The following is a 25,038-nucleotide window of genomic DNA, read 5'->3' on the forward strand; positions in this document are numbered from 1 at the left end:
GCGTGAAGGCCCCCTTCCCCCGGCTGAGCCGGGGGAAGGGGGCCTTCACGCGGGAAGTGCTACTTGGGGGCGACGCCCAGCGCGGCGAGCGCCGGGTCGGTCATGATCACGCCCGCGCCGGTGACCGGGTCGAAGCCGGGGGCACCGAGGTCGATCGCGGTCGACACGAGCGCGTTCCGGATCTCCGCCGGGGTCGCGGCAGGCTTGCCCTGCTTCAGCAGCGCGGCGATGGCGGCGGCGCTCGGCGCGGCGGCCGAGGTCCCGAAGAACGGCTGGAAGCCGGTCACCGAGGTCGCGACGCCGTCGGCCGCGGTGATGTCCGGCTTGTTGCGCGTCGCGCCACCGGTCGAGGACACGTTGCCGGGGGTGATCACCGAACCGTCCGGGTTGTAGAACTGGTGACGGCGACCGTCCGAAGTGAACCGCTCCCACTTGCTGGCGGAGGTGAACAGACCCGGGTACGGGCCTGCCGGGTTCGCCGGGTCACCGGTCTCGAGCGCGCGGCCGAAGGCACCGGCGGCCGGGGCGGCCGCGACACTGAAGGCGTTGACGGCTGCCGAGTGTCCGGAGGTGACACCGTTGGTGCTGAAGGCTTTCAGCGCACCCGAGGTGACGAAGCGGCCGCGGATCACGTTGAGCGCGATGAACCGGTCGGAGCCGCTGTACTTGACCACGGCGACCTTGAAGCCCGAGCCGCTGGCCGGGACCTGGGCGATCTCGTACGGGTTCTGGGTGCCGTTCTGCGAGCCCTCACTGGAGGCGACGACCGAACCGGACGAGTTGAGGACGAACAGGTCGTAGTCGCTGGTGGCCTTGCCCCACGGGTCGGACCAGAACAGGGTGACGTAGCGGCCCACCGAGTTCGGCGAAAGCGCGTTGTACAGCTGGGTCGTGGTGCTCGGGTCGAAGTCGTGCGGCGTACCGGTGATCCCGGAGATCTTGCTGCTGGAGCCGCGGAAGTCACCCTCGTAGTAGCCGCTGGTGCCGTCGGTCAGGTTGCCCGAGTTCCCCGCGGAGGAGAAGTAGAGCACGCCCGCCGCGGTCACGTCGTTGACGGCCTGCGCGACCGGGCCGTCCTGGAACGGCGACTCGTCGAAGTAGGACACGTCGTCGACGATGATCGTGCACTTGCCGGTGGTGCGCAGGGCACGGATGTTGTCGGCGAAGCTCTGCTCGCTGGTGAACGCGGTGGCGAAACCGAGCGCGGCGCCGGGCGCCATGTCGTGGATGATCTCCAGCATCGCGGTGCCCTCGTCACCGCTGCCCGCCTGGCCGGGGAGGACGTCGACGGCGGGGAGCTCGCCCGCGGTCTGGGACGCCTTCAGGGATTTGATGCCGTCGGAAAGCACGCAGACCTTCTGGCCCGCGCCGGTGACGCCGTACTTGGTGCGGGCGGTGTCGTTGCCGTGCGCCTTGTCGCCCTCGGCGACCTGCAGCGCGGCGGCGGTCTGCTTGACCGCGGCCTGCCGCCGGTCCTGCTGCGCTGATTCGTTCCAGGTCATGGCCTGGGAAGCGGCCTTGACCTCGGCGACGTCCCCGCGTCCGGCGATCGCGTCGACGGCGTTCAGCGGGAGGTCGGCGCGGATCGCGCCGGCGGGAGAGGCGTAACGGACGGTGCCGCCCGCCGCCTTGACGGCGTCCACCAGGGACTGTCCGGCGCCCTTGATGTCCACCGCGACCGTGCCGGCGTCGCTGACGCCCAGTCCGGTCCGGTATTCGGGCAGCTTGCCGGCCAGGCCCTTGTCGGCGCGCAGGCGCTTCTCGACGACGAGCTGGCTCGACTGCTTGCGCTCAGCCGGGGTGAGGCTCTTCTTGATGCTCTGCAGTGCGGTGATCCCGGCCTGCGTGCGCGCCTCCTCCGACGGTTGGGCGCCGGAAACCGCCGTCGACAGCAGCAAAGCGCCGACCGCGACCGGAACCGAGCATGTGACCACCCGGCTGAATCTGCTCATCGAAATCTCCCTGGCTTTTCCAAAGCACTGCCCACACGACACAGCCCGCAACAGGAATCCCTTCGGCCGCCCGAATGAATTACCCTGACCGGGTGTAATGGGGAGAATCTAAAGAGCGATCCGTGACGAGTCCACCGACCAAAGTCTGGATCGGGGGATGATCCACATCCTGGGAACGATTCCGGTCCGAAAAGACCGATATCCCGTTTACGCCCAGGCGGGGAACAGCCGCCACAACGCCAGCGCCGCGAGCGCGGCGAGGGTGAGCAGCACCGGCCCGGTGATGACATAGGTCGAAACCGGACGCCAACGGCGATAAAGGAATGTCGCCCCGGCCGCCGCGACCACGAATCCGCCGAAGGCCAGCACCAGCCCGGCCCACGCGTCACCGTCGCCGGTGCGGCCGTCCTGCGCGTCCGCCCGGCCGTTCTGCGGGCTCGGGCGGAAGGGCCTGCCCTCCAGGACGGCGGTCACCACCGTCGCCTCCGCCGAGGCCAGTGGCCACCACGACGCCGACGTCACCAAGGTCAGCCGGTCGTTTTCGGTCTTGCCGTAATCGGCGCCCTCGTCGAGGGGACGGGTGGCCTTGTCGGTCACCCGGTAGACGGACTTGCCCTGCGTGGTCGCGACGACGATTTCGTCGCCCTTCTCCAGCGCGCCGAGCGAGCCGAACGGGCCGCCGAACCCGGCGTTCCGGGCGGCGATCACCGCGTTGCCCGGCTGCCCCAGCCCGGCCGTTCCCGGCACATGCCCTGGTCCGGACGCGGTTTCCCCGCTCGAAGCGCCCTCGATGACGACCTGCTGCACCTTGAGGGCGGGGATCTCCATGACGGCCACCGGCCTGCCGAACTCGACCGGTTTCGCGGGCGGCGCGGCCCCGAAGAGGCTCTGGCTGGCACCCAGCGCCACGCCGATCTCGCCCCGGATCTCGGTCAGCGCCTTCCGCTGATCACTCGACTGCAGCATCGGGCCCAGCGCGTAGACGACCAGTGCCAGCGCGACCAGGGTGGTGACCAGCCACGCGAACACGACCGCGCCGATCCAGCCAGGACCGAACCGCAGGAATTGCCTCTCCTCCACTTCGGTGTTCACGCCGCGCCGCCCGACTGCCTGCGACGCAGGAGAGCGGCCAACGCCCTCGTCAACCAGGACGGCACCGGACGGCCTGCCGCGAGATACGCCGTCGCGGACGGCAAGGTCGCCAGGATCACTAGCGCCACCAACGGGATCAGGGCACCGAGCGCGCCGGCACCGGCGAATTTCGGGATCTCGATCGATTCGGCGAGGTTCTTCGCCGCCGCCACGCTTTCGGGTGTCGGGGCGGCCGCCGGCGCGGGTCCGGTGGCGGCCGAGGGCGCACCGGCCGACGACCCCGGACCGCCGGACGGGCCGGTGAGCGAGGCGTTGGACGCCTGCGTGACGCCGTTCGCGCCCGGTGGCGGCGGATTCTTCGCTTCTTCCTTTTCCTGACAGGCCTTTTCGGCGGTACCGGTGCCGATCTTGCCGACGCGTTCCGCGGCGGTCGCGGCCAATCCCGGGGTCAGCCGGGCCATTCCGGGCGGAAGCAACGCTTGTCCGAATCCGGCCGCGAGACCGGCGAACGCCTTCAGCTGGTCCTGCTTCTCCTGCATCGGCTTACAGGTCGCGTCGATCAGCGGGTTGACCGGAACGGCCATGTACTCGACGAAGGTGAGCGGGTAGGCGCCGTCCTTGGTGACGGTGCCGGTCTCGGCCGTCCCGTCGGGCCCGACCTTCATCGAATCGGCCGCCAGCTGCAGGCTCTGCTCGGTCGGCGCGACGAAGTTCCCCTTGCCGTCCGGGAGCGCCACCGGCGTCCAGCGGTTGACCGTCGCCGTCGCGAGATCGGTGATCACCCAGTTCAGGCAGCCGCCCGCACAGTCCGCGCCACGGCCGACGACCGCGTTGTCGACGGTCTTGCGCACCGACAGCTGCCCGGTCTTCGCGTCGACGTTGTTCACCCGCGACTTGCCGGGGTCGAGCACGCTCAGATCGGAGATCACCCCGGGCGACTTCCCGCTCAGCTCGCCGAAATAGTCGGTGCCCAGCGCCGGGAAGACCCACGCCTCCGGCGCCGTGGTGGCGAGGAGCCTGCTCAGCGCGAACGGGACCGTCCCCGCCCCCGATTCCCCGGTCACCCCGAAGAAGTCCGGGCTTCCGCCGTATCCGGCCCGTCGGTTCACCGCGATCACGCCGGCGGGCTGGCCGTCCTTGATCGCCGAGAGCGCGGGATTGCGCTCGACCAGCGGGGAACCGTTCTTGAAGACACCGCCCCGGCCACTGGCGTCGGGGTTCTGCCCGCCCTTCGTGAACATGTGCGCCAGCTCGGTGGTGGTGAACGACATCGTCGTGGCGAGCTTCGAGCCGAGCGGGTTCCCTTCGTCGTTGACGTCGGTCGGCGACCATCCGACCGCGGCGATCACCGCCGCGTTCACGCCGACAGGGACGTATTCCCTGGACCGCACCGTCTGGGCGGCCAGCGCGTTCCCGCTGCCGGTGATCATGAGATCGGAGGTGCCCTTGTCGAACGCGGTCAGCCCGGTGTCCTCGGTCTCGCTCACGATGTTGGCGGGCTGATCGGCCTGGGTGGGTGCGCACAGCGCCTGGTTCCACGCGACCGCGGCCCGGCCGAGCCGCTCCGGCATGCTGGCGTTGAGCGTGTTCCGCCCGATCCCCTTGCAGCCCTTGACGCCGATCCCCGGCAGGTACGGGGTGAACTTGATCGACTCGTCGACCCAGGTCACCGTCTTGCCGGTCGCGTCCTGCGCGGTGATCTGGATCGTGGCGGTGCAGGGATTGTTCTCGTCGCAGGTGAACGAATACTGCCTTCTGCTCTTCGCACCGGTCGCCGGATCGACGACGACGGGATTGTCCGCCCACGGCACCTTGGGGAATTTGTCGCCGGGATTCACCGCCTTTTCATAAGTGGTGTAAAGCGGATCCCAGGCCACCGCGTGCGGGCGCAAGGTACCGCGCGGAATCGTCGTGTCGAAGACGATGTCGCCGGTCGTGCTGCTCCGCACCCTTTCCATCGACTGCATACCCGCGGCCTTGCCGGTGAATTCGTCGCCGAATTCGTCCTGGCAGTAGGACTGCACCCGGGTGAGCAGGGTGCTGTCCTTGGGCCACGGCGGGACGTACACCTTCTTCATGAGGTTGTCCGGCACGTCTTTCGGGCAGATGACGAGCTTCGCCTTGGCCCCCTTGGGCAATCCCGAAAGCGTGATCCGCAGTGGATCGCCGTTCTGGACCGCCGAAAGATCGGCGGGTTCGGTCTTGAGCCGATACGGCGGATTCGCGGGCGCCTGCGCCTGTGCGGCGGGAATGGACACCCCCGCGACCGCGAGCATCCCGCAGATCAGCACGATCCCGGCTCGTCTCGCGCGGAACAGGAACACGGACGACTCCCCAGATTTCACGGGACCCAACGTCCACGAGTCACCCGGCGGGGGTCAACGGGTCCCCCGCACTGATTCACACACGTCCCGTCGGGCGTTCTCCGTGTGGACACCTTTCCCGGGCGCGGGCACCACATACTGGCCGCATCGGGGGGCGACGTGGTGTGCCCTCGACTCCTTTACCCGCCAACACGAAGGAAGGCCGCTCGTGACGATCGCGCCACCCCGGCCCGACCCGTCCCCGCCCGGGGCCCCGGTGCGGCGGGCGATCACCGAAGTCCTGTCGCGGGCCGACCGCGCGTTCCGCCGCGTCACCACCGGCGCCGGGCTGACCATGCTGGCGATCCTCGTGGTCATCGGCTTCTTCCTCGTCTACCGGTCCGGGCCGGCCTTCGACTCCAGCGGTTTCGGCTTCTTCACCACGATCCGGTTCGATCCGGCTTCGGGTGTCCTCGGCGTACTCGGCCTGCTGTACGGGACGATCGTGGTGGCGCTGATCGCGGTCCTGATCGCGGTCCCGCTGAGCGTCCTGGCCGCACTGTTCATCACGGAGTACTCCAGCGGGCGGATCCGCGGCTTCCTGACCGGACTGGTCGACCTGCTCGCCGCGATCCCGAGCCTGCTCTACGGCTTGTGGGGGTTCGCCTTCCTCGGACCGCAGATCGTGCCGGTCTCGTCGTGGCTCACCGAAAACCTCGGCTGGATCCCGGTGTTCTCGGCCAAGGAGAACGCGCTGTACATCCAGTCCATGTTCATCGCGGGTCTGGTGGTCTCGCTGATGGTCCTGCCGATCACGACCTCGGTGATCCGGGAGGTGTTCGCGCAGACACCGCCCGGGGAGAAGGAGGCGGCGCTCGCGCTGGGCAGCACGCGCTGGGGCATGGTCAAAACCGTGGTGCTGCCGTTCGGCCGCGGCGGCGTCATCGGCGGTTCGATGCTCGGGCTCGGCCGCGCGCTCGGCGAGACGATCGCCGTTTCCCTGCTGCTGCCACAGGTTCCGGAGATCACGAAACATCTCGTCCAGTTCGGCGGCGCGACGATCTCCGGGTTCATCGCCAACAACTCCGGCGCGTCCGGGCTCGCGCTGTCCGGACTGATGGCCGCGGGCCTGGTGCTGTTCGTCTTCACCCTGTCGACGAACTTCACCGCGTCGATGATCATCTCCAAGAGCCGTTCCGGCGCGGGGGTGGACGCGTGACCGCGACCATGACTCCCCCGGTCACCCCGCCGCGCAAGCTCGTCAAACGCCGCCCGTCGGAGACGACCAGGCAGGACCGGCTCGCGGCGCTCGGCTGCGCGGTGTCGGCCACGCTGCTCACCTGGTTCGTCATGCATCTGCTGCTGGATTCCCCCGGCTGGCTGGCCGACCTGATCATCGCGTACCTGCTCTACCTGGCGATGCTGTACCTGGTCACCCGCGACCGGCTGGGCAAGCTCGCCGCGTCCGACCGGCTCGTGTCCACCATCGTCGTCACCGGGGCGCTGGTCCTGCTCGCGCCGCTGCTGTCGCTGTTGATCTACATCGTCGTCGAGGGCGCGCCGTACCTGCGGCCGGGCTTCTTCACCCACGACATGTCCGCGGTCGCGCCGACCGATCCGGTGACCGACACCGGCGGATTGCACGCCGTCGTCGGCACTCTCGAACAGACCGCGCTCACCCTGGTCCTCGTCGTCCCGCTGGGCGTGCTCACCGCGGTGTTCCTGAACGAGACGCGGTCGCGGTTCCGCCGTCCGGTGCGGATCATGGTCGACGCGATGAGCGGCCTACCGTCCATTGTGGCCGGTCTGTTCGTCTACGCGGCGCTGATCATCCCCGGTATCCAGGCGGGCGTGGGATTGTTCAGCTACAACGGGATGATGGCCACCCTCGCCTTGACGATGGTCATGCTGCCGACCGTCACGCGGACCGTGGACGTCGTGCTCCGGCTCGTCCCGGACGGCCTGCGCGAGGCGTCGCTGGCGCTCGGCGCGAGCCGGGCCCGCACGGTGTGGTCGGTGGTGCTGCCGACCGCCAGGACCGGCGTCACCACCGCCGTGATCCTCGGCATCGCCCGCGTGGCCGGGGAAACCGCACCGCTGCTGTTCACCTCCTTCGGTGCGCTGGGCATGAACGCGAACCCGTTCTCCGATCCGCAGGAGAGCATCCCGCTGTTCATCTACCGCTTCATCAAGCAGCCGCTGGAGAACGTCCAGCAGCGCGGCTACGTCGGCGCGCTCGTGCTGATCCTGCTCATCTTCGGCCTGTTCGCGATCGCCAGGGTGGTGGGCCGCGACCGGTCGAAGCGCAAGGCGAAGAGAACCACCGTCAAGACACAGGAGAACCGGTGACCGACACTGAAGTGTCCTACGTGGACAGTCCGGCGCGCCCGCTGGTCGAACTGACCGGCGGGCCGCCGCCCGGCGCGGCGGAACTCGAGTCCCGCGAGATCGGTGCCTGGTTCGGTGACCGCCTGGTGCTCGAAGGGGTTTCGCTGCGGATGCCCGCCAAGGAGGTGACCGCGCTCATCGGTCCCTCCGGCTGCGGCAAGTCGACCTTCCTGCGCATCCTGAACCGGATGCACGAGCTGGTGCCGTCGGCGTCGCTGACCGGCGAGGTCCTGTTGGACGGTACGGACATCTACGCCGACGGGACACGTCCGCAGCAGGTCCGGCTGCGGATCGGCATGGTGTTCCAGAAACCGAACCCGTTCCCGGCGATGTCCATTCGCGACAACGTGCTGGCCGGGCTGAAGCTCGCCGGTGTCAAATGCGGCGACAAGGACGCGCTCGTCGAGCAGAGCCTGGAGCGGGCCGGGCTGTGGCGCGAGGTCCGCGACCGGCTCGGCTCCCCCGGCGGCGCGCTGTCCGGCGGGCAGCAGCAGCGGCTCTGCATCGCGCGGTCGCTGGCCGTGCAGCCGAACGTGCTGCTGATGGACGAGCCCTGCTCGGCGCTCGACCCGACGTCGACCCGCCGGATCGAGCAGACCATCGCCGAGATCGGGCACGAGGTGACGGTCGTCATCGTCACGCACAACATGCAGCAGGCCCAACGGGTTTCGGATCACTGCGCGTTCTTCCTCGCGGCCGAGAACGAACCCGGCCGGGTGATCGAACACGGGCCGACGGACACCATCTTCAACGCACCGTCGGACGAACGGACCTACGACTACGTGAACGGGCGATTCGGATGATCATGAGGCTGGCCGCGGTGATGGCGTTGCTGTTCTCGGTCTCCGTGGCGACCGCCCCCGGCGCGGCGGCGCTCACCAGGATCACCGGCTCCGGCTCCAGCTACGTCGGCCCGGCGATGAACGACTGGCAGAACGGCGCGACGTCACGCGGTATCCCGGTCAACTACTCGGCCAACAACTCCCCCGCCGGGGTCAACCAGTTCGGCGACCGGACGGTCGACTTCGCCGGGACCGAAGCCGAGGTCTCCTCGCTCATCGCGGCGGGCGGCGGCGGACTGTCCGCGCAGACCCGCGGCTACCAGTACGTCCCGGACGTCGCAGGCGCCATCGCGCTGATGTACAACGTCAACGACCAGGCCGGGAAACGCGTCGACTACCTGCACCTCAGCCGGGAGGCGATCGGCCGGATCTTCAGCCGGGACATCACCCGCTGGAGCGATCCCGCCATCACCGCGACCAACGGCGGGAAGTCCTTGCCCGATCAGCCCATCACCCTGGTCGGCCGGACCGGGCAATCGGGGACGACGGCGCTGTTCTACGACTTCATCGCGCACGCGGCACCCGATGCCTACAACCGGTTCGTCTCCCGCAACGTCGGCAACGGGATGGGGAACCTGCCCGCGGGCGTCCGCCCCATCCAGCTTCCCGGGCAGGGGCCGGACGCCGAGTGGTACCGGCTGCTCGCGGATTCCGACCAGATCGCGACGGCCATGGACAACGCGACCATCCCGTTCTCCATCAGCTACGACGAATTCGCCTACGCCCAGCGGTACCAGGTTCCGTCGGCGTGGGTGCAGAACGGCGCGGGCCAGTACACGCAGCCCTACGCGGAGAACATCGCGGCCGCGTTGAAGCACGCGGAACTGCGGCCGGACCTGAGCCAGAAACTGGACAAGGTCTACTCGAACACCGATCCGAAGTCGTATCCGATCTCGGCGTACTCGTACGTGATGATGCCGTGCACCAACGGCCGTGACACCTGCCGCGGCGGCTACGGCGACCTGGGCAAGACCGACACGATCACCGCTTTCCTCGAACACGTCGCCTGCGACGGCCAGATCAACATGGCCCGGATCGGCTACTCGCCGCTGCCGCCGAACCTGTCGCAGGAGATCATGAACTCCAACGCGCGGCTCACCGGGCAACCGGCGAAACAGCTGAACGCGGGCAACTGCGGCAACCCGACCTTCCACGGCAGCCTCGGCGCCGGCGCGGCCAGCCCGCCCGATCCGCTGGTGACCGCCGGGATCATCGCCCCGGACGGCAAACCCAAGGCCGCCACCTCGGGCCCCAAGGCCTCCGCCGGTCCCGGCGCGGGTCCGGCCGTCGGCGACAAGACCGCGACCGCGACGGCGAATCCCGACGAGGAGTCGGCGGGCGGCGGCTCGAAGAACTGGAGGGAAGCCGCCCCGGCGTCCTACGACGAGGGCGGGCTCGGCGGTTTCGGCGGCTGGGCGGCGCTGGTGCTCTTCGTGGCGATCGTGACGCCTTTGGTGGTGCGCGGAGTGGTGAGGAAACTGCGAGGGGCATGACGATGCCTGGCTCGGTCGAGGCTCGGCATGCCGAGGGGCCCGTCGCCTGGGGTGGCTGGCGGGCTCCTCGGTATTCAGACGTGGTGCAGGGTGTTGCGGCGGGGTTGCCACCGTGGTGAATCAGCCGGTGATGGAAGCTGCACAGCAGGACTAGGTTCCGGAGATCGGTGGGTCCGCCGTCTGCCCAGTGATGAATGTGGTCAGCGTGGCAATTCTTGGGTTTCCGGTGACGTCCTGGGAAGGCGCAACCGCCGTCTCGGATGTTGAGTGCGCGTCTCTGGCTGGGCTTCTCGGCCAGTCGTCCCGACGAAGTCGAGGCAGGCGGTGCCGAGACCCGACTTCAGCTGCTCAAGTCGAGGAGGTCGGCCCAGGCGTCTCCCCTGCGCTCGCACTTCATCCGCAGATCCGCCTGACCGAATTCGTCGACTGGCCGTGGCTGGGCGTGCGCTTCCAACGTCGCCGCCGTGCGGGCCCCGGTCTCGTCGTCGAGGAGGCACGTGAGTTTCCAGAACACTTCGGGATCAGGCATGCCTTGGTGTGCTTGGGACTGAGGGGGTCTGGTTTTGCGGGTGCCGCTGTTTCGGTCGTGACCGGTCCTGTGGTGATGGAGTCACCGACTGCGGGCATGCCGAGGGGCCCGTCGCCTGGATGGCTGGCGGGCTCCTCGGGTTTCAGACGTGATGCAAGGTGTTGCGCCGAGGTTGTCGGAGCGGATCTCGATACTGGGGTGGGATGAACTCCGGTAACCCATCGGCCGCCATGCGGACTTCCCAGTCACCGTGGTGAATCAGCCGATGATGGAAGCCGCAGAGCAACACGAGATTCCGAAGATCTGTCGGTCCGCCGTCTGCCCAGTGCTCAATATAATGAGCGTGGCAATTCTTGGGCTTCCGGTGGCAGCCGGGGAAGGCACAGCCGCCGTCTCGGATGTTCAACGCGCGTCTCTGCCCTGGAGTGACGAATCTTCTCAGGCGCCCCATATCCAGCGGTTCCCCCGAGGCACCCATCACGACCGGCACCATCAGACAGTCGCAGGCCGCGAGCCGGGCTTCCCGCGCGGTCATCGTTCCCACGAAGTCCAAGCAAGCGGTGCCGAGACCCGATTTGAGTTCCTCCAGCCCGATGGTGACGTGCACCAAAGTCCGGTAGCCGCTGGTCCCAGGTTGGTCCGGGCACGCGATCGCCAGATCGAGCAGCTCGGCCCAGGCATCTCCCATGCGCTCGCACTTCATCCGCAGATCCGCCTGACCGAACTCGTCCACCGGGCGTGGCTGGGCGTGTGCTTCCAACGCGGCCGCAGTCCGGGCCCCGGTCTCGTCATCGAGCAGGCCGGTCAGCTTCCAGAAGCCGTCCTTGCGGCGCTCCAGAGTGATCTCGCGGCGCGGCTCCTTCGGCTCGGGATCCTTCGGTTCTTTGCCGTCGGGATCCAGCCAGCCCAGCAGGTTCGCTTCGGCCTTGGTGAGCTGTGCAGGACCGGCGTTCGGGGCCAGGTTCGCCAGGATCCTCTCCGCCTCCGCCCGATCCTCGGCAGAGGTGTCGGCCGGAAGGTTCTTCAAGATCTCCAGGATCTGATCGATCCGCTCATCACCGACCAACCCCTGAGCGGCAACGGCGGCAGTGGCGGGAGCGAGAGGCGGAACCTCCGTGCCATCCAAGGCTCGGGTGGGGTTCAGCGCGATGGCGCGCTTCACGATCGGACCCGCCTCACCCCGTGACAGCCCCGCGATCTCGGCGAGCCAGCTCGCCGTACTGCCATGCCCGTACAAGTCTTTGGCGCCCCGATTTTCGATCTCCGCCAAGAGCCGCCCCAGGCAAGCGGTCGCGATCCGAATCACCTGCAGCGACTGCTGCACGCCATGGGCAAGCTCCAGCTTGCCGGCGCGCCACAGCTCCTGCGGCAACTCGGGGAGGAAGGTCTCGGACACGCCGCAATAATACCGCAATTTCGTCGAACATGTGTTCGTAATTTTAAGCAACAATCAAAGAGCGCATTTACCACTGAAGGGTGATATCGACAGGACGTGTCGTAACACCGCGCGCGGGACAAACGAGTACGTCCGGCAAGTACCACCAGATGCGGGAGCGCCATGTACATCCCACCCGAACCGGCGACACGTCCGGGCAAACCTCGACGATGGCCTTGGATACTCGCCGCCGCAATCGTCGTCGCAGCGCTCTCAGCGACCCTGACCCTCGTACTGCTCGGCAACGAACGCGCTGGGAAGGCAGGCGCGTCGAAGTCGACCGCGTCACCTTGCCGGGACCAGACGCTCAAACCGCCCTGTCAAGGCATCAACGGCTGGGTCCTGGCCGACGGCTCCTACGAGAGCACCACACGGGCGACCCCTCCCGCCTACGTAGCACCGACGACGACCAGTACTCCGCCGCTCACTCCGACGGATTTCACCCTCGACCTGAAAACCTATTCCAAACAATGCTTCGGCTCCGCCGGCTGCAACGTGGTCGTCGAACCCGCCTTGACCTACAAAGGCTCCGCGGAAACCCTGTTGAGCCACGGGATGTGCTCGATGACCTACGACATCACGGGCGACGAATCGGGCACGGTCACCGATACCCTCAGTTTCGTCGGAACGAGCGTGACCGCGCACCGATCCGTACTTTCGACGCCGTCCTCGAAGACCAAGGTCTCCGTCAAGATCGTCAGCGTTTCCTGCACCTGACCGGGGGCGCCCCACGCCCCCGCCAGCCCTCTAAGGGAAGGTCAGCACGATCTTCCCGCGTCCGTGCCCGGTCTCGATCTCCCGATGCGCCGCCGCGGCCTCGGTGAACGGATACGTCCGACGCACGAGGAAGCGCAGTTCCCCCTTGGCGTACAACGACGCCAGCATCCCCAGCCGTTCGGCCGACCGCGTGCCGGTGACCACTCGCGCCCCGGCTTCGGGCGCGCGGCCGTGCTCGACCAACGTCAGCACGCGGTCCGGATTCCCGACCAGCTCCAGGGAAAGGTCGAAGGCCTCCCCACCCGCCCCGTCCAGCGCCGCGTCGATCCCGGCGGGAGCGAGCGCCCGCACCCGGTCGGCGAGGCCGTCGCCATAGACCACCGGTTCGGCGCCGAGCGAACGGACGTAATCCTGGTTCGCCTCACTCGCCGTCCCGATCACCTTCGCGCCGCGCAGCACGGCGAGCTGGACGGCGGCCGTGCCCACCGAGCCCGCCGCCCCGTGGATCAGCAGCGTCTCCCCTCGGGCGATCCGCAGCAGGTCCAGCGCCAGGTACGCGGTCTGCGTCCCCGCGGTGAACCCGCCCGCGACCTCCCACGGCATCTCCGCCGGCTTCGGCGTGACGTTCTCCGCGGGCACCACGATGTACTCGGCGTACGCCTGCACCGCGGTGAACCCGAGCACCTCGGCCCCCGCGACGAGGCCGGTAACCCCGGAACCGACCTCGTCGACGACCCCGGCGAACTCGTTCCCCGGGACACGCGGCCAACGCAGCTCGAACCCCGCGGGTTCCCAGCCCGCCCGCACGGCCGCATCGTACGGCTGCACCCCCGCCGCCTTCACCCGCACCCGGACCTCCCCCGCTCCGGCGTGCGGCTCCTCCAGCTCCAGCACCCGGAGCACCTCCGGGCCACCGGCTTCCGTGAACGCGGCCGCTTTCATCTCGTTCCTCCAGTTCGTTCCCCAGCTGTCGGAACCCAGCCTGATACCTCCAGATAGCTGGAGGTCAAGAACTGTCGGTGTGACGTTCTAAGCTGCGCTCGTGACGAGCTACCGCATCTCCAGGGCAAGCGCTTCCGACGCAGGCAGGCTGACGGCGCTGATGCACGAATCGGCCGCCTACCAAGGGGAATACGCCTCGATCCTCGACGGCTACCAGGTCACCGAGGACTACCTCGCCACCCATCCCGCGTACGTCGCCCACGCGCAGCGGGACGTGGTCGGTTTCTACAGCCTGATCGAGTACCCGGCCGAGCTCGACCTGCTGTTCGTCGCCGATTCGGCCCAGGGCACGGGCATCGGCGCGTGGCTGGTCGAGCACATGCTCGGGCAGGCCGCGAGCCTCGGCATGACCGAGATCCGAGTCGTCTCCCATCCGCCCGCCGCCGGGTTCTACGAGCGGATGGGCGCCCGCCGCGTCGGTGTCCTGCCCGCCAGCCCGCCGAAGATCACCTGGGAGCGCCCGGAGCTGGTCTTCGACGTCAAGCACCCACCGCGCGGCTGAACCGTCCGATCAGTTTGCGCAGGTGGCCTGCGAATTCCGGCGAGTCGACGACCTCGAAGTCGGTGTCGAGCAGGCCCAGGTAGAGCGCCAGATACTCCAGCGTGTCCGCACCGGCTTTGAGCAGGCAGGTCCGCTCGTCGACGGCTTCGACGACGACGGCGGGCGGCACCTTCGCCGCGGCTTCGGCGGCCGGGGCGTGCAGCCGGATCGTCGCGTGGTGCCGCCACAACGCCGCGCCGACACCACGCTGGAGGTAGGCGACCACGCCTCCTTCGGGTGGTTCGCGTTCCTCGAAACGGCGCCCGTTCGGCGTACGCGGCCGCACCCGGTCCGCGCGGAACGTGCGCCATTCCTGTTTGTCGACGTCCCAGCCGACGAGGTACCACCGGCGGCTCATATGCACGACGCGATGCGGCTCGACCTGCCTTCGGGTCTCGGATCCGTTGTGTCCCACGTAATCGAAGCGCAGGGTTTCGCGGTCGCGGCAGGCCGCGGCGATGGCGGAGAGCACCTCGGCGTCGACCGTGGGTCCGCCGCCCTGCACCGCGAGGGTCGCGGAATTCAACGCCGCGACACGGTGCCGTAGCCGCGACGGCAGCACCTGCTCCAGTTTCGCCAGCGCGCGCACCGACGTCTCCTCGATGCCCGCGATCGTCCCGCCGGCGGCCGTGCGCAGGCCCATCGCCACCGCGACGGCCTCCTCGTCGTCGAGCAGCAGGGGCGGCATGGCCGCGCCAGCGCCCAGGCTGTACCCGCCGGCGACGCCGGGCGTCGCGTCGACCGGGTAGCCCAGCCCGCGAAGACGCTCGACGTCGTTCCGGATCGTCCTGGTCGTGACGTCGAGCCGCTCGGCCAGTTCCGGCCCCGTCCAAGTGCGCCTGGCCTGCAGCAACGACAGGAGCCGCAGCAGTCTCGCCGAAGTTTCCGCCATGAATCCCACCTTGTCCGCAATCGCGGAACGAACCTTTCCGCAATCGTTCCTAATCTAGCCCCATGACTGAGATCAAGCCCTTCCGCATCGCCATCGACCAGGCCGAACTCGACGACCTCAAGGACCGCCTGAGCCGCACCCGCTGGCCCCGTGAGGTCACCGGCGACTGGAGCCGAGGCGTCCCGGTCGCCTATCTCAAGGGGCTGGCCGAGTACTGGGCCGACGGCTTCGACTGGCGCGCCCAGGAAGCGGAACTGAACGAGTTCCCGCAGTTCACCACCGAGATCGACGGCCAGACCATCCACTTCCTGCACATCCGGTCGACCGCCCCCGACGCGCTGCCGGTGGTCCTCACGCATGGCTGGCCGAGCTCGCCCTTCGAATTCCGGCGGGTCGTCGAGGAGCTCAGCGGCGAGTTCCACCTGGTCATCCCGTCGCTGCCCGGTTACGGGTTCTCGAGCCCGGTGAACGGCCCCGGCTGGGGCAACCTGTTCCGCGTCGCCCAGGCGTGGATCACGCTGATGGACCGCCTCGGCTACGAGCGTTTCGGCGTCCACGGCACCGACGCGGGTGCCGGGGTCGCGGGCATCCTGTCGATGATCGCCGCGCACCGGGTGGTCGGCGTGCACCTCACCGGGACCAGCGCGGGCATGCCGTTCGGCCCGGCCATCGACCTCGACGGTCTCGACGAGGAGGACCGCGAGCGCGGCGAACGCTTCAACCGGTTCCAGTCCGACGGTCTCGGCTACCTGCACCTTCAGGCGACCCGGCCGCAGACGCTGGCCTATTCGCTGAACGACTCCCCCACCGGCCAGCTCGCGTGGATCGTCGAGAAGTTCGCCGAATGGACCGATCCTGCGAAGGAACTGCCGGACGAGGCCGTCGATCGCGACCACCTGCTGACCGCGGTGAGCCTGTACTGGTTCACCGGTGCCGGCGCTTCCTCCGCGCACGCGGTTTACGAAGGCATGGAGGTCTACCGGCAGATGGCCCAAGGCGGGTGGGACGACGGCGGCGAGGCGCCCGCCGGTCCGCCGCGCGGGATCGCCGTCTTCGCCGGGGACACCACGATCCGGAGCCTTCAGGACGGTCCGGTGGAACACTGGGCCGAGTACGACACAGGCGGCCACTTCCCGGCGATGGAGGTCCCCGGCCTGTTCGCCGAAGACCTCCGTTCCTTCCTGCGAAAGTGCGTCTGACGAATGGATCAGCTCAGCCCTCGGGCCCTCAACCGCGCGACTCTGGCCAGGCAACTCCTGCTGGATCGCGCCGATCTGCCCGCCATCACCGCGATCGAGCGGCTGGCAGGCCTCCAGGCGCAGGCCCCCGACTCGTCCTATGTCGGACTGTGGTCACGGCTTCGGGATTTCCAGGTGGACGAGCTGGCGAAGCCGCTGGCCGCCCGCGAAGCCGTCCGGATGACCTTGATGCGCGGCACCGTGCACCTGGTGACGGCCGCCGACGGTCTCGCGCTGTGGCCCACCCTCAAACCGGTGGTCGAGCGCGGTTTCCTCGGCCACTACTCGCGGGAGGTCGCGCGGCTCGACCTCGCTGCGGTCGCCGAAGCGGGGCGGGCCCTGATCGCCGACCGGCCACGCACCCGCGCCGAGATCCGGGCCGCGCTGGCGCCCCGATGGCCCGACGCGGACCAGCCGACGCTCGGCTACGCGGTCAACAGCCTGCTCCCCCTCGCGCATGTGACCCCACGTGGCCTGTGGGGACAAACCGGACCGGCCGCGTTCGCCCTGCTCGAAGACTGGGTCGGCGAACCGATCACGGACGGGATCTCCCTCGACGACCTGGTGCTGCGCTATCTCGGGGCGTTCGGCCCGGCGACCGTCCGCGACGCACAGGTCTGGTCGGGGCTCACTCGGCTGAAGGAGGTCTTCGAGCGGCTGCGGGCGCGGCTCATCACCTTCACCGACGTCGAGGGAAAGGAACTGTTCGACCTTCCGGGCGCCCCACGCCCCGACCCGGAAACCCCGGCGCCGCCCCGGTTCCTTCCCGAGTACGACAACGTCCTGCTCTCCCACGCCGACCGCGTCCGGGTGATCCCCGACGGCCGCCGCGTGCCGTTGCCGCCGGGTAACGGCGGCCGCCGGGGCACGCTCCTGGTCGACGGTGAATTCCTGGCCATTTGGGCGATCAAAGGGGCGACCCTGACGATCGAATCGCGGGAACCCTTGCGAGATCAGGATTCGATCGCCGAAGAGGGCGCGCGGCTGCTGGAATTCGTAGTGCCGGATTCCGAGCACGACATCCGTTTCGGCATCGGCGGATAACGGTCCGGCCTTTTGCCGTAACGATGGGCACCGTTCGGGCGAAGCATGAGCGCAAAGAGCCTGAAGGGAGCGGGCCATGAGCAGGAACTACGGTTTCATGACGGTGCTGGCGGGCCTCAGCGCGCTCGCGGTGATCGCGGTCGCGGCGGTGTGGCGGTATCCGAACACTTCGGATGTGACGGCGGTGATCACCGCGGCGGGAACGGTGATCGGCACCGTGGTGGGCGCCTTCTTCGGCGTGAACGCGGCCTCGGCGGGACGCGTGAAGGCCGAAGAAAGCCGGGATCAGGCCACCGCGGCACTGGTCAAGGTGGCGACTCAGGCGGATGAAGGCAGCGACGTCGCGAAGGCGGCGATGGAAGGCGTGCGCTGACCGTCCTTTATGGACAGTCAGTCGAGCGCTTCGAGCAGGGCGAGGTCCGGCGGGACGAGCGTCGTGGACAGCACCAGTTCTCGCAACAGGTTGTCGTTCAACGCGTTGCCGACCGGCTCGCCGACCTCTTCGCGCCGCAGCCCGAAAACGCCGCCGGCGGACAACCGCCCCCGGACGTCGATGACGACGTGCTCGACCCGGCGGGCGGTCCACGTCTCGTCCGGCCTGAGTTCGGAGAGCACCTCGGCCGTCTGCTGGCGGGACAACGGCTGCGGATTGAGGTCGTGGAGGAGATAGCGCTGCCCGAAGACGACCAGGACCAGGCGTTCTTCCGCGCTGAGGCGCCAACGGCGGGGCGGCACGGTGACGTCGTCGTGGCGGGTGACGGGATGCCCGCCCTCGGGACCCGCGACGTACAACTCGAGCAGGTGCTCCCGCCTGCCCGAACCGCGGACGAACAGCGGCGTGTACCCGTCCGACAGGGGAATCGGCTCCTCACCGCGGGAAAGCCAGCGAGAATTCGGCAGGCGGATGGGCAACTGGCCGGTGTTGCTGACCCACCATTGCCCGTCGGTGAAGTTCAGCAGCCCGTGCTTGCGGCTGACCTGCAGGTCGTTCTCGCCCACACAGACGTCGACCTGCGGCCGATTACGCCCGAAAGAGATCTCGCCGCCCTCGCCGGGATCGACGGACACGCCGCCCGCGAGCGTGAGCGCGAAGACCGCGCCGGGCGCCGACCGGGGCACGCCGAGCGCCAGGCTCTCGTGCGTCGTCGTGAGCCGCTTCATCGTCCCTCCTCCTGCTCCCCGGCATTATGCGAGATCCCGCCGGGGACGGGTCCCGGTGTCGCGCTCGTCCGTATCGTGGGTACATGATTGACTTCTCCAAGGACACCGTCTTCAAGCTCACGCCGTGCAAGCCGAAGGACATCGCGCCGACGGTGCAGCCGATCATCATCCCCGGCGAGCAGATCATCTCGTCGTTCAAGGCGGTGCGCGACTTCGTGGTGTTCACGAACAAGCGGCTGATCGCGGTGAACGTCCAGGGCATGACGGGCCGGAAGAAGGACTTCACCTCGCTGCCCTACAACAGGATCCAGGCCTTCTCGATCGAAACCGCGGGCACGTTCGACCTCGACGCGGAACTGGACCTTTGGTTCAGCGGGCTGGGGAACGTGCGCCTTGAGTTCCGGGGCTCCGACATCCGGGCCATTGGGCAACTGATCGCCACACACACGCTCTAGCCCGCCTGCGGACACTGGGCCGCGGCGGGCGCGTTGCGAAAGCCACTTTCGCAACGTTGGAGGTTGCGAAAGTGGCTTTCGCAACGCTTGGTCAGCATCAGCCCGTGCGCCCCGAGAGCAGCTTGTGCGCGGGTGGCCGTCTCGCGTGATTGGACGGACGACACACGTGTCGGGAGGGACGACACACGTGATCGGGCGGCCGCCCCGCCCCCGTCGCCCGAGTCGTCCATCCAGTCACACGTGTCGTCCGCCGGATCACGCGTGTCGTCCGGTCAATCACGCGAAACCGCCGGCGCGGTACCGATGGTCGTGAGTGTTTCGGGTCGTTAGAACGACCCGAAACACTCACGAGGACCTACATGTTGATCTTCTGATGCCAGGGTTCCGCTGACCTCGGCATGATCGCTTTGGATGGTCGCTGACCTGCGCGGACAGGGCTGAACACTTCTCGCGTGTTCTCACCCCTACCCGACGTCTGACGGCCTGGAGACGGCCTGGCCACTCCTCCCCCATCTCCCCGATACGAAGCCATCCACGCGGCCGTCGCGTCGGGTCAAGGCACGCTTTCCCGCCTTGACGCGGCGTGACGGCCGTTGTGACGATCTGGCATCGGGGCGATGGCTCCGCGTAACAGCCGTTGGTCCGTCTGCGACATCGGTGGCACGAATGTCTCAGCGAGGAGGCCGACGTGCTCTTTGGCGTACCTGCGCGCCGCTGGCGGCGGCTGCACATGTCCACGGCGGCAGCGGGCGCACCGCCCGGCCGGTGGGCGGAGCGGAGCGGCAGCCCGCCGTGTCGGGCAAGGTGCGCCCGCAGGCGAGACACGGACGCAAGGTGACCAGCGCCGCCGACGGCGGCGGCGCGCCTTGATCCCATAGAGCCAAGTTCGGCAAGCTAGAAGCCTCGTTGATCAACCACTTCGTCACCAAACATCCGCCGAGCTAACTCGTCGGTGAGACCGTGCCATAGTTGATCAATACGATCAGGCCGACGCGGGAATAGCTTTAGTTCAACCAAAATGAAGTCACGAAGACTGCATCGCCATAATTCCGCGCTTTGCTTTAGCTCAAGAAGCTTAATAAGGCTAGGGCCGCCCTCTCGCTGTAGACTCTCGACGATTTCAAGCTCGACAATATCGACCACCTCCAAGGGCGCAACGTCATCTCCTTGAAGCAAACCAGCTTCGTCAACATGCTCACGAAGCAGGGTCAATGAAATCGGGTTTACAGGAAAGCCTTCCGTTAAGACCAAGACAGGAAAGAACTTCTTCTTAGCTCCGGACGGATAGCCTGTCAGAGCAGTCTCATTGACTCGAATCGAATTGATCGATGAATCCACTTGTTCAACTTCACCGACCAGCTTAACAAGATCTTCCACCACAGAATCATCCGAGATGCCGAAAACTGAATCGCGTTTAAGCTGAGTAGTCGTCGCCTCTATAACAATCCAGGAGTCGCCATAATCAATTGCCGCATCCGCAATTCTGACGCCGTCACGATTTCCATACGCGGCCTTAAGCTGTTCGTCGTGATACACGCGCCTTTGGCCGGTGCCGGAACCCGCAATGCTGTCTAGTACCTCAGCACAGTATTTTTCTGACAGTCGGCGCAAGCTTTGCTTGAGCCGCTCAGCTTTCTTTCGCTTCTCTCGACTTCCGCTAGCCTTGGCAGCAAACTCGATATCAAAGATTGGTAGCCAGCCAAATAATCGCGGCAAAAGTAGTGCGATATCCAGGACTATGACCCCGCCATGCCACATTCTAACCACCGGAAACCGGCCAAATGTATCGAACCTCCAACTCACCTGCTCCGCCTTCCGCTCAGCCAGAGTTGCCGCGCGAAACTCAGGAAGCTCTACAGAAAATACAGACAGAGCACGATCCAGCCGCTCTTTGTCCCACACCAGCTTCGAAAAGTACTCAGGCCCTATCATCGACCGACCGCTCACCGCGACACTAAATAGAATCAGCCCCACGGCCAGTACATCCCTCAGCGGTACCCCGACAATTTCAGAATAACCCTTCTCAAGGTCTTCTATTTCCGGCTCACCTTCGAGCTCAGTCGATAACTGGAGCCAAATTCTGGCAAATCTTGCCAATAAATGAGCTTCATCTATTGCAGAGTTAAATATCTGGTTTGAGATCATCTCTCTTCCCAGCATTCCTGGCTTCATCGTAATTACGTGCTCATCGCCAGATCCGGGCCCATCTCCGAATTCTTGCTGAGCCGCCATCAGGGCGACTACGAAGTTTCCGGCACTCACTTCCGGCAAGAGCGAATCGCCACTAAGTCGCATTGAATGGCAAATAAGGGTATATAAGACCTGAGGAACCACCAGGCTACGACTTGGCTCTCGCAATAGGTTCAGGACACGTTCTTTTGTTGGCGACGTAAACCACATCGCCGCGTATTTTTTGTCGACTTCCGCCCGCACAACACCCGGATGCCTATAGTCCGCTAGAATAGCGGCTGAAGTGCGCAGCACAGTCTCCGCTGTCAGATCTCTCAAGTTTTCAACTAGGAGGGATGGCGGAACAGGGAACCCGAATATTTCATCCGAAGTCAGATAAACGCTAATCTGATCAATCGGCGCAGAAGGTTGGGCCAGATGATCCGGAACAATCAGCCCACTTTTGATTACCTTCCATTTAGCGTTCAACGCCTTAATGGCAGTGCCCACAAAGTAGGCTTCATTCTCCTGTGGCGTGAATATAAAGTTCGCGGGTATTCCATTTGGTACCCGACCTGCAACAAGGCGGCGAAGATCAATAGCTCTCGCCTTGTCGCCCTCGCTTAGATACACCGCAGGGCCGCTTACGATGCGAGGCAGCCTAGATTGGTCGGGATTCTGTGCCATATCCACATGTCGGCCAGTAGCGAGCGCGTGTTACATGTTCAAGATGCATGTAACTCAACTGAAGTAGACTTGTGAAGAACCCTCAAGAGCATGCCCTACGCGCAGCCTGATTGACTGATGAATAGCTATACCTTCGAGCCGCTCTGGTTCCACCCAAACGACTTCGGACGATTCCGAGCTGCCTCGAACGTGCCCACCCAGGATGTTGGCACGGAAGCAGATCGAGAACTCTTGCCGCACCTCGCCGTCGTCGTACGCGATGACGTGGTTCGGATTCGAGTACAGCCCGATGACCCCGGTCACCTCGCACTCAATCCCGGTCTCCTCGCGCACCTCCCGCACAGCGGCCTGCGACAACGTCTCACCGAGCTCAAGCTGCCCACCAGGGATCGAGTACAGGTCGTTGTCCGTCCGCCGGATCATGAGGATGCGGCCCTCGTCGTCCTGGATGAACACGGACACAGCGACCGCGATGCTGTTCGCCTTCGGCGCGTTGGGATCGTTGAGGTAGTCGACGCGTGCCATGTGTGGCCTCCTAGAAGGTGGCGGGCTTGGCGAGGTTCCAGACGGCTTCAAAGCTCTCCGAGTACGTCTCGAAGAGGTCCCCGGCGGATAGCCGGCGGAGGTGCAGGGACGGGGCGTGGGCTCCCTGGAAGCCGTAGACGTGCGTGTTCACGATCATTTCGTCGTCGAAGCGGAAGATCGAGTTGTAGAGCGTGGTGTCGTGGAAGCGCATCTCCACTCCGTTCACTCCGACCAGCGGCCGGTAGAACGCCAGTGCGTTGCGGATGCGCGACGCGAGCGTCCCGTCGCCCAGCTGCTCCTCGGCCCCGCGCAGAGCGACGCTGTCGCTGGAGGGATCACCGAACAGCAGGCGGACCCGCGCTCCCGCAGCGGCTTTGGCGGTCAGGTCCTTGACGAACCGCGGGCGCTCCACCAGGAACAGCCCGGCGTGGACCAGGACCTCAACGGTGTCCGACGCTTCCTTGATCAGCCGGTCCCACAGCTCGACCGGAATGACATTGCGGTGCGGGAACACCTGCACGACCTCGGCGGCGGCCGTCTCCACTTTGCGCTCCGGGGCCACCGAGTCCGGCCAGAGGTAGGTCTCGGACTCGCGCGCCATCGCGGCGATCTTGTGCCGGTGCTTCGGGTAAGGCGTCCGCCCCTTGGTGATCCACCGTTCCACGGTCTTCTGGTCGACCCCGGTGGCATCGGCGACCTGTTCCAGCGAGAAGCCGTTACGCAGCAAGGCGTCCCGAAGGCGTTCGTTCGGCATCCGCGCTCCAGGGACTTGTAGGGACGTCTTCGACCGTACCAAGGACGTCCCAAGATGTCCTGCCGTGAGGTGATCACGTCTCCGCAGTTGCCGAAAACTGACGGCGTCGAGAGGGAGGGATTGATGAAGACCGAGCCGCAGACCCTGCGTGACGCGCACACCGACGCGGCGAGCCGGCGCCCTCGGCCGGAGGCGGATGTGTCGGAGTGGCTGACGTTCCACCGGGCCAACGCCCGCATGTACCGAGAGGTATCCGAGGTGGACCGGTGGCATCACCACGAACTCAGGTACTGGGTGGGTTTCGAGGAACGCAAGGCCGAGGAGCTAGCCGCACGAATCGCTGCAGCCAGAACCAGCTCGTGAGTGTTTCGGGTCGTTAGAACGACCCGAAACACTCACGAGGGCTTACATGTTGATCATGTGCCCCGCGAGGCCGTGCACGGCTTCCTTGACCGCTTCCCCCAGGGTCGGGTGAGCGTGCACGTTCCGCGAGATCTCGTGCACCGTCAGGTCCCACTGCTGCGCCAAAGTCAGTTCCGGCAGCAGTTCGGTCACCTCCGGGCCGATCAGGTGCGCGCCCAGCAGCTCGCCGTGCGTCGCGTCGCTCAGGATCTTCACGAAGCCGACGGCCTCGCCGAGGCCGTGCGCCTTTCCGTTGGCGGTGAAGGGGAACTTCGCCACCTGGACGTCGAAGCCCTTTTCGCGGGCCTGTTCTTCGGTCCAGCCGAAGCTGGCGATCTGCGGCTGGCAGTAGGTCGCGCGCGGGATCATGACGAAGTCGAGTTCCATGGTCTCGGCGCCCGCGATGGTTTCGGCGGCGACGACGCCCATGGATTCGGACGCGTGCGCGAGCATCAGTTTCGCGGTGACGTCGCCGATCGCGAAGATGTGCGGGACGTTGGTGCGGCCGCGCGAGTCGATGGCGATGGCGCCGCGGTCGGTCAGTTCCACGCCGGTCTTGTCCAGGCCGTAGCCCTCGACGCGCGGCTGGAAACCGATGGCCTGCAACACCTTGTCCGCTTCCAGGACACGCTGCTCGCCGTTCTTCGAGACGGTCACGCGCACGTTGGAGCCGGTGTCGTCGATGGACTCGACCTTGGTCGACGTCAGCACCTCGATGCCGAGTTTCCGGTAGCGGCGCGCGAGTTCCGCGGAGACCTCGGCGTCCTCCAGCGGGACCATCCGGTCGAGGTATTCGACGATGGTCACCTTCACGCCGTAGTTGTGCAGCACGTAGGCGAATTCGACGCCGATCGCGCCCGCGCCGGCGATGACGATGCTCTCCGGCAGTTCGTTTTCCATGATCTGCTGTTCGTAGGTGACCACGCGGTCGCTGCGCGTGGTGCCCGGCAGCAGGCGCGCGGTCGCGCCGGTGGCGATCACGCAGTTGTCGAAGGTGATCCGCTCGCCGTTGACCTCGATGGTGTTGGCGTCGAGGAAGGTGCCGTGCCCGTCGTATTCGGTGATCTTGTTCTTCTTCATCAGGAAGTGCACGCCCTTGACGCGACCGTCCGCGACCTTGCGGCTGCGGTCGAAGGCGGCCTGGTAGTCGAAGCTGACCTTCCCCTCGACCTGGATCCCGAAGGACTTCGCCTCTTTGGTCACGATGTGCGCGAGTTCGGCGTTGCGCAGCAGTGCCTTCGACGGGATGCAGCCGACGTTGAGGCAGACACCGCCCCAGTACTTCTCCTCCACGACCGCCGCGCTCAGCCCCAGTTGCGACGCCCGGATCGCCGCCACGTAACCGCCGACTCCGGCCCCCAGGACAACGACGTCATAGTGTGCACTCATACCCCGAAACCTACCCCTCACCGGGGCG

23 protein-coding genes and 1 pseudogene are annotated in these 25,038 nt (G+C 66.7%); 12 read left to right on the plus strand and 12 right to left on the minus strand.

What is annotated here, in order from left to right:
* Window positions 1-59 precede the first annotated feature (59 nt).
* The 3 genes from AMK34_RS30415 to AMK34_RS30425 all read right to left on the minus strand — a co-directional run bounded on the left by AMK34_RS30415 (window position 60) and on the right by AMK34_RS30425 (window position 5,389).
* On the minus strand, window positions 60-1,952 hold the full coding sequence (locus AMK34_RS30415) for a S8 family serine peptidase (RefSeq protein ID WP_038517556.1): 1,893 nt from the start codon (window positions 1,950-1,952) through the stop codon (window positions 60-62).
* 207 nt (window positions 1,953-2,159) lie between these two features.
* Window positions 2,160-3,044 carry a sortase gene (locus AMK34_RS30420; RefSeq protein ID WP_038517559.1) on the minus strand — a complete coding sequence of 295 codons (885 nt, stop codon included), beginning with the start codon at window positions 3,042-3,044 and terminating at the stop codon, window positions 2,160-2,162.
* Window positions 3,041-5,389, minus strand: coding sequence for a hypothetical protein (locus AMK34_RS30425; protein ID WP_241832898.1), 2,349 nt, complete (start codon window positions 5,387-5,389; stop codon window positions 3,041-3,043). The genes AMK34_RS30420 and AMK34_RS30425 overlap by 4 nt, the downstream gene beginning before the upstream one ends.
* A 187-nt stretch (window positions 5,390-5,576) precedes the next feature.
* Here AMK34_RS30425 and pstC point away from each other — a divergent pair, with 187 nt between their 5' ends.
* Genes pstC through AMK34_RS30445 form a run of 4 tightly spaced genes read left to right on the plus strand, consistent with a single transcriptional unit; the run spans window position 5,577 to window position 10,070 of the window.
* Entirely contained in the window at window positions 5,577-6,566 is a 990-nt protein-coding gene (gene pstC, locus AMK34_RS30430) for a phosphate ABC transporter permease subunit PstC (protein ID WP_073847652.1), read from the plus strand.
* Window positions 6,563-7,696, plus strand: coding sequence for a phosphate ABC transporter permease PstA (pstA, locus tag AMK34_RS30435; RefSeq protein WP_198941782.1), 1,134 nt, complete (start codon window positions 6,563-6,565; stop codon window positions 7,694-7,696). The genes pstC and pstA overlap by 4 nt, the downstream gene beginning before the upstream one ends.
* 41 nt (window positions 7,697-7,737) lie before the next feature.
* Window positions 7,738-8,538 carry a phosphate ABC transporter ATP-binding protein gene (locus AMK34_RS30440; protein WP_378417405.1) on the plus strand — a complete coding sequence of 267 codons (801 nt, stop codon included), beginning with the start codon at window positions 7,738-7,740 and terminating at the stop codon, window positions 8,536-8,538.
* On the plus strand, window positions 8,535-10,070 hold the full coding sequence (locus AMK34_RS30445; RefSeq protein ID WP_073847654.1) for a substrate-binding domain-containing protein: 1,536 nt from the start codon (window positions 8,535-8,537) through the stop codon (window positions 10,068-10,070). The genes AMK34_RS30440 and AMK34_RS30445 overlap by 4 nt, the downstream gene beginning before the upstream one ends.
* Window positions 10,071-10,094: 24 nt before the next feature.
* On the opposite strand, the pseudogene AMK34_RS42360 reads toward AMK34_RS30445, so the two are convergent.
* Window positions 10,095-10,581 (minus strand): annotated as a pseudogene (locus tag AMK34_RS42360) (HNH endonuclease signature motif containing protein); the annotation flags it as partial.
* Window positions 10,582-10,741: 160 nt separating this feature from the next.
* Entirely contained in the window at window positions 10,742-11,995 is a 1,254-nt protein-coding gene (locus tag AMK34_RS30455) for an HNH endonuclease signature motif containing protein (protein WP_073847655.1), read from the minus strand.
* Between the two features lie 162 nt (window positions 11,996-12,157).
* On the opposite strand from AMK34_RS30455, the gene AMK34_RS30460 reads away from it, so the two are divergent.
* The gene (locus AMK34_RS30460; protein WP_073847656.1) at window positions 12,158-12,751 is read left to right on the plus strand and encodes a hypothetical protein; all 594 of its coding nucleotides are present in this window, start codon (window positions 12,158-12,160) and stop codon (window positions 12,749-12,751) included.
* 30 nt (window positions 12,752-12,781) lie between these two features.
* On the opposite strand, the gene AMK34_RS30465 is transcribed toward AMK34_RS30460, so the two are convergent.
* The gene (locus tag AMK34_RS30465; protein WP_038517573.1) at window positions 12,782-13,693 is read right to left on the minus strand and encodes an NADP-dependent oxidoreductase; all 912 of its coding nucleotides are present in this window, start codon (window positions 13,691-13,693) and stop codon (window positions 12,782-12,784) included.
* Window positions 13,694-13,793: 100 nt separating this feature from the next.
* Here AMK34_RS30465 and AMK34_RS30470 point away from each other — a divergent pair, with 100 nt between their 5' ends.
* On the plus strand, window positions 13,794-14,255 hold the full coding sequence (locus tag AMK34_RS30470; protein ID WP_073847657.1) for a GNAT family N-acetyltransferase: 462 nt from the start codon (window positions 13,794-13,796) through the stop codon (window positions 14,253-14,255).
* On the opposite strand, the gene AMK34_RS30475 is transcribed toward AMK34_RS30470, so the two are convergent.
* Window positions 14,233-15,186, minus strand: coding sequence for a helix-turn-helix transcriptional regulator (locus tag AMK34_RS30475; protein ID WP_073847658.1), 954 nt, complete (start codon window positions 15,184-15,186; stop codon window positions 14,233-14,235). The two genes, AMK34_RS30470 and AMK34_RS30475, sit on opposite strands and share 23 nt — an antisense overlap.
* A 62-nt stretch (window positions 15,187-15,248) precedes the next feature.
* On the opposite strand from AMK34_RS30475, the gene AMK34_RS30480 reads away from it, so the two are divergent.
* From AMK34_RS30480 to AMK34_RS30490, 3 genes are all read left to right on the plus strand, one after another.
* Entirely contained in the window at window positions 15,249-16,385 is a 1,137-nt protein-coding gene (locus AMK34_RS30480; protein WP_073847659.1) for an epoxide hydrolase family protein, read from the plus strand.
* Window positions 16,386-16,388: 3 nt separating this feature from the next.
* Entirely contained in the window at window positions 16,389-17,468 is a 1,080-nt protein-coding gene (locus AMK34_RS30485) for a winged helix DNA-binding domain-containing protein (protein ID WP_073847660.1), read from the plus strand.
* A 76-nt stretch (window positions 17,469-17,544) separates the two neighbouring features.
* On the plus strand, window positions 17,545-17,841 hold the full coding sequence (locus tag AMK34_RS30490) for a hypothetical protein (RefSeq protein ID WP_038517587.1): 297 nt from the start codon (window positions 17,545-17,547) through the stop codon (window positions 17,839-17,841).
* A 17-nt stretch (window positions 17,842-17,858) separates the two neighbouring features.
* Here the strand turns inward: AMK34_RS30490 and AMK34_RS30495 are convergent, their stop codons facing one another.
* The gene (locus AMK34_RS30495; RefSeq protein WP_038517590.1) at window positions 17,859-18,629 is read right to left on the minus strand and encodes an FHA domain-containing protein; all 771 of its coding nucleotides are present in this window, start codon (window positions 18,627-18,629) and stop codon (window positions 17,859-17,861) included.
* 83 nt (window positions 18,630-18,712) lie between these two features.
* Here AMK34_RS30495 and AMK34_RS30500 point away from each other — a divergent pair, with 83 nt between their 5' ends.
* Both AMK34_RS30500 and AMK34_RS42845 read left to right on the plus strand, forming a co-directional pair.
* Window positions 18,713-19,084, plus strand: a complete 372-nt coding sequence (locus AMK34_RS30500; protein WP_038517592.1) for a PH domain-containing protein — start codon at window positions 18,713-18,715, stop codon at window positions 19,082-19,084.
* Between the two features lie 666 nt (window positions 19,085-19,750).
* A complete protein-coding gene (locus AMK34_RS42845) occupies window positions 19,751-19,954 on the plus strand; it encodes a hypothetical protein (RefSeq protein WP_143202658.1) in 204 nt (67 codons plus the stop codon).
* Between the two features lie 24 nt (window positions 19,955-19,978).
* Here AMK34_RS42845 and AMK34_RS42850 read toward each other — a convergent pair whose 3' ends face one another.
* The 3 genes from AMK34_RS42850 to AMK34_RS30510 are packed head-to-tail and all read right to left on the minus strand — an operon-like array spanning window position 19,979 to window position 23,219.
* Window positions 19,979-21,940, minus strand: a complete 1,962-nt coding sequence (locus AMK34_RS42850) for a hypothetical protein (protein WP_143202659.1) — start codon at window positions 21,938-21,940, stop codon at window positions 19,979-19,981.
* Window positions 21,941-21,994: 54 nt separating this feature from the next.
* Window positions 21,995-22,465 carry an NUDIX hydrolase gene (locus AMK34_RS30505; protein WP_073847661.1) on the minus strand — a complete coding sequence of 157 codons (471 nt, stop codon included), beginning with the start codon at window positions 22,463-22,465 and terminating at the stop codon, window positions 21,995-21,997.
* A gap of 10 nt (window positions 22,466-22,475) precedes the next feature.
* Window positions 22,476-23,219: a DUF5919 domain-containing protein gene (locus AMK34_RS30510; protein ID WP_073847662.1), complete on the minus strand. Its 744-nt coding sequence runs from the start codon at window positions 23,217-23,219 to the stop codon at window positions 22,476-22,478.
* Between the two features lie 123 nt (window positions 23,220-23,342).
* On the opposite strand from AMK34_RS30510, the gene AMK34_RS30515 reads away from it, so the two are divergent.
* On the plus strand, window positions 23,343-23,582 hold the full coding sequence (locus AMK34_RS30515; protein WP_143202660.1) for an AMED_5909 family protein: 240 nt from the start codon (window positions 23,343-23,345) through the stop codon (window positions 23,580-23,582).
* 42 nt (window positions 23,583-23,624) lie between these two features.
* Here the strand turns inward: AMK34_RS30515 and lpdA are convergent, their stop codons facing one another.
* Window positions 23,625-25,010, minus strand: a complete 1,386-nt coding sequence (gene lpdA, locus AMK34_RS30520) for a dihydrolipoyl dehydrogenase (protein WP_037346846.1) — start codon at window positions 25,008-25,010, stop codon at window positions 23,625-23,627.
* Window positions 25,011-25,038 lie beyond the last annotated feature (28 nt).

The organism is Amycolatopsis sp. CB00013, from assembly GCF_001905755.1.
GTDB classification, from domain to species: Bacteria; Actinomycetota; Actinomycetes; order Mycobacteriales; family Pseudonocardiaceae; genus Amycolatopsis; species Amycolatopsis japonica.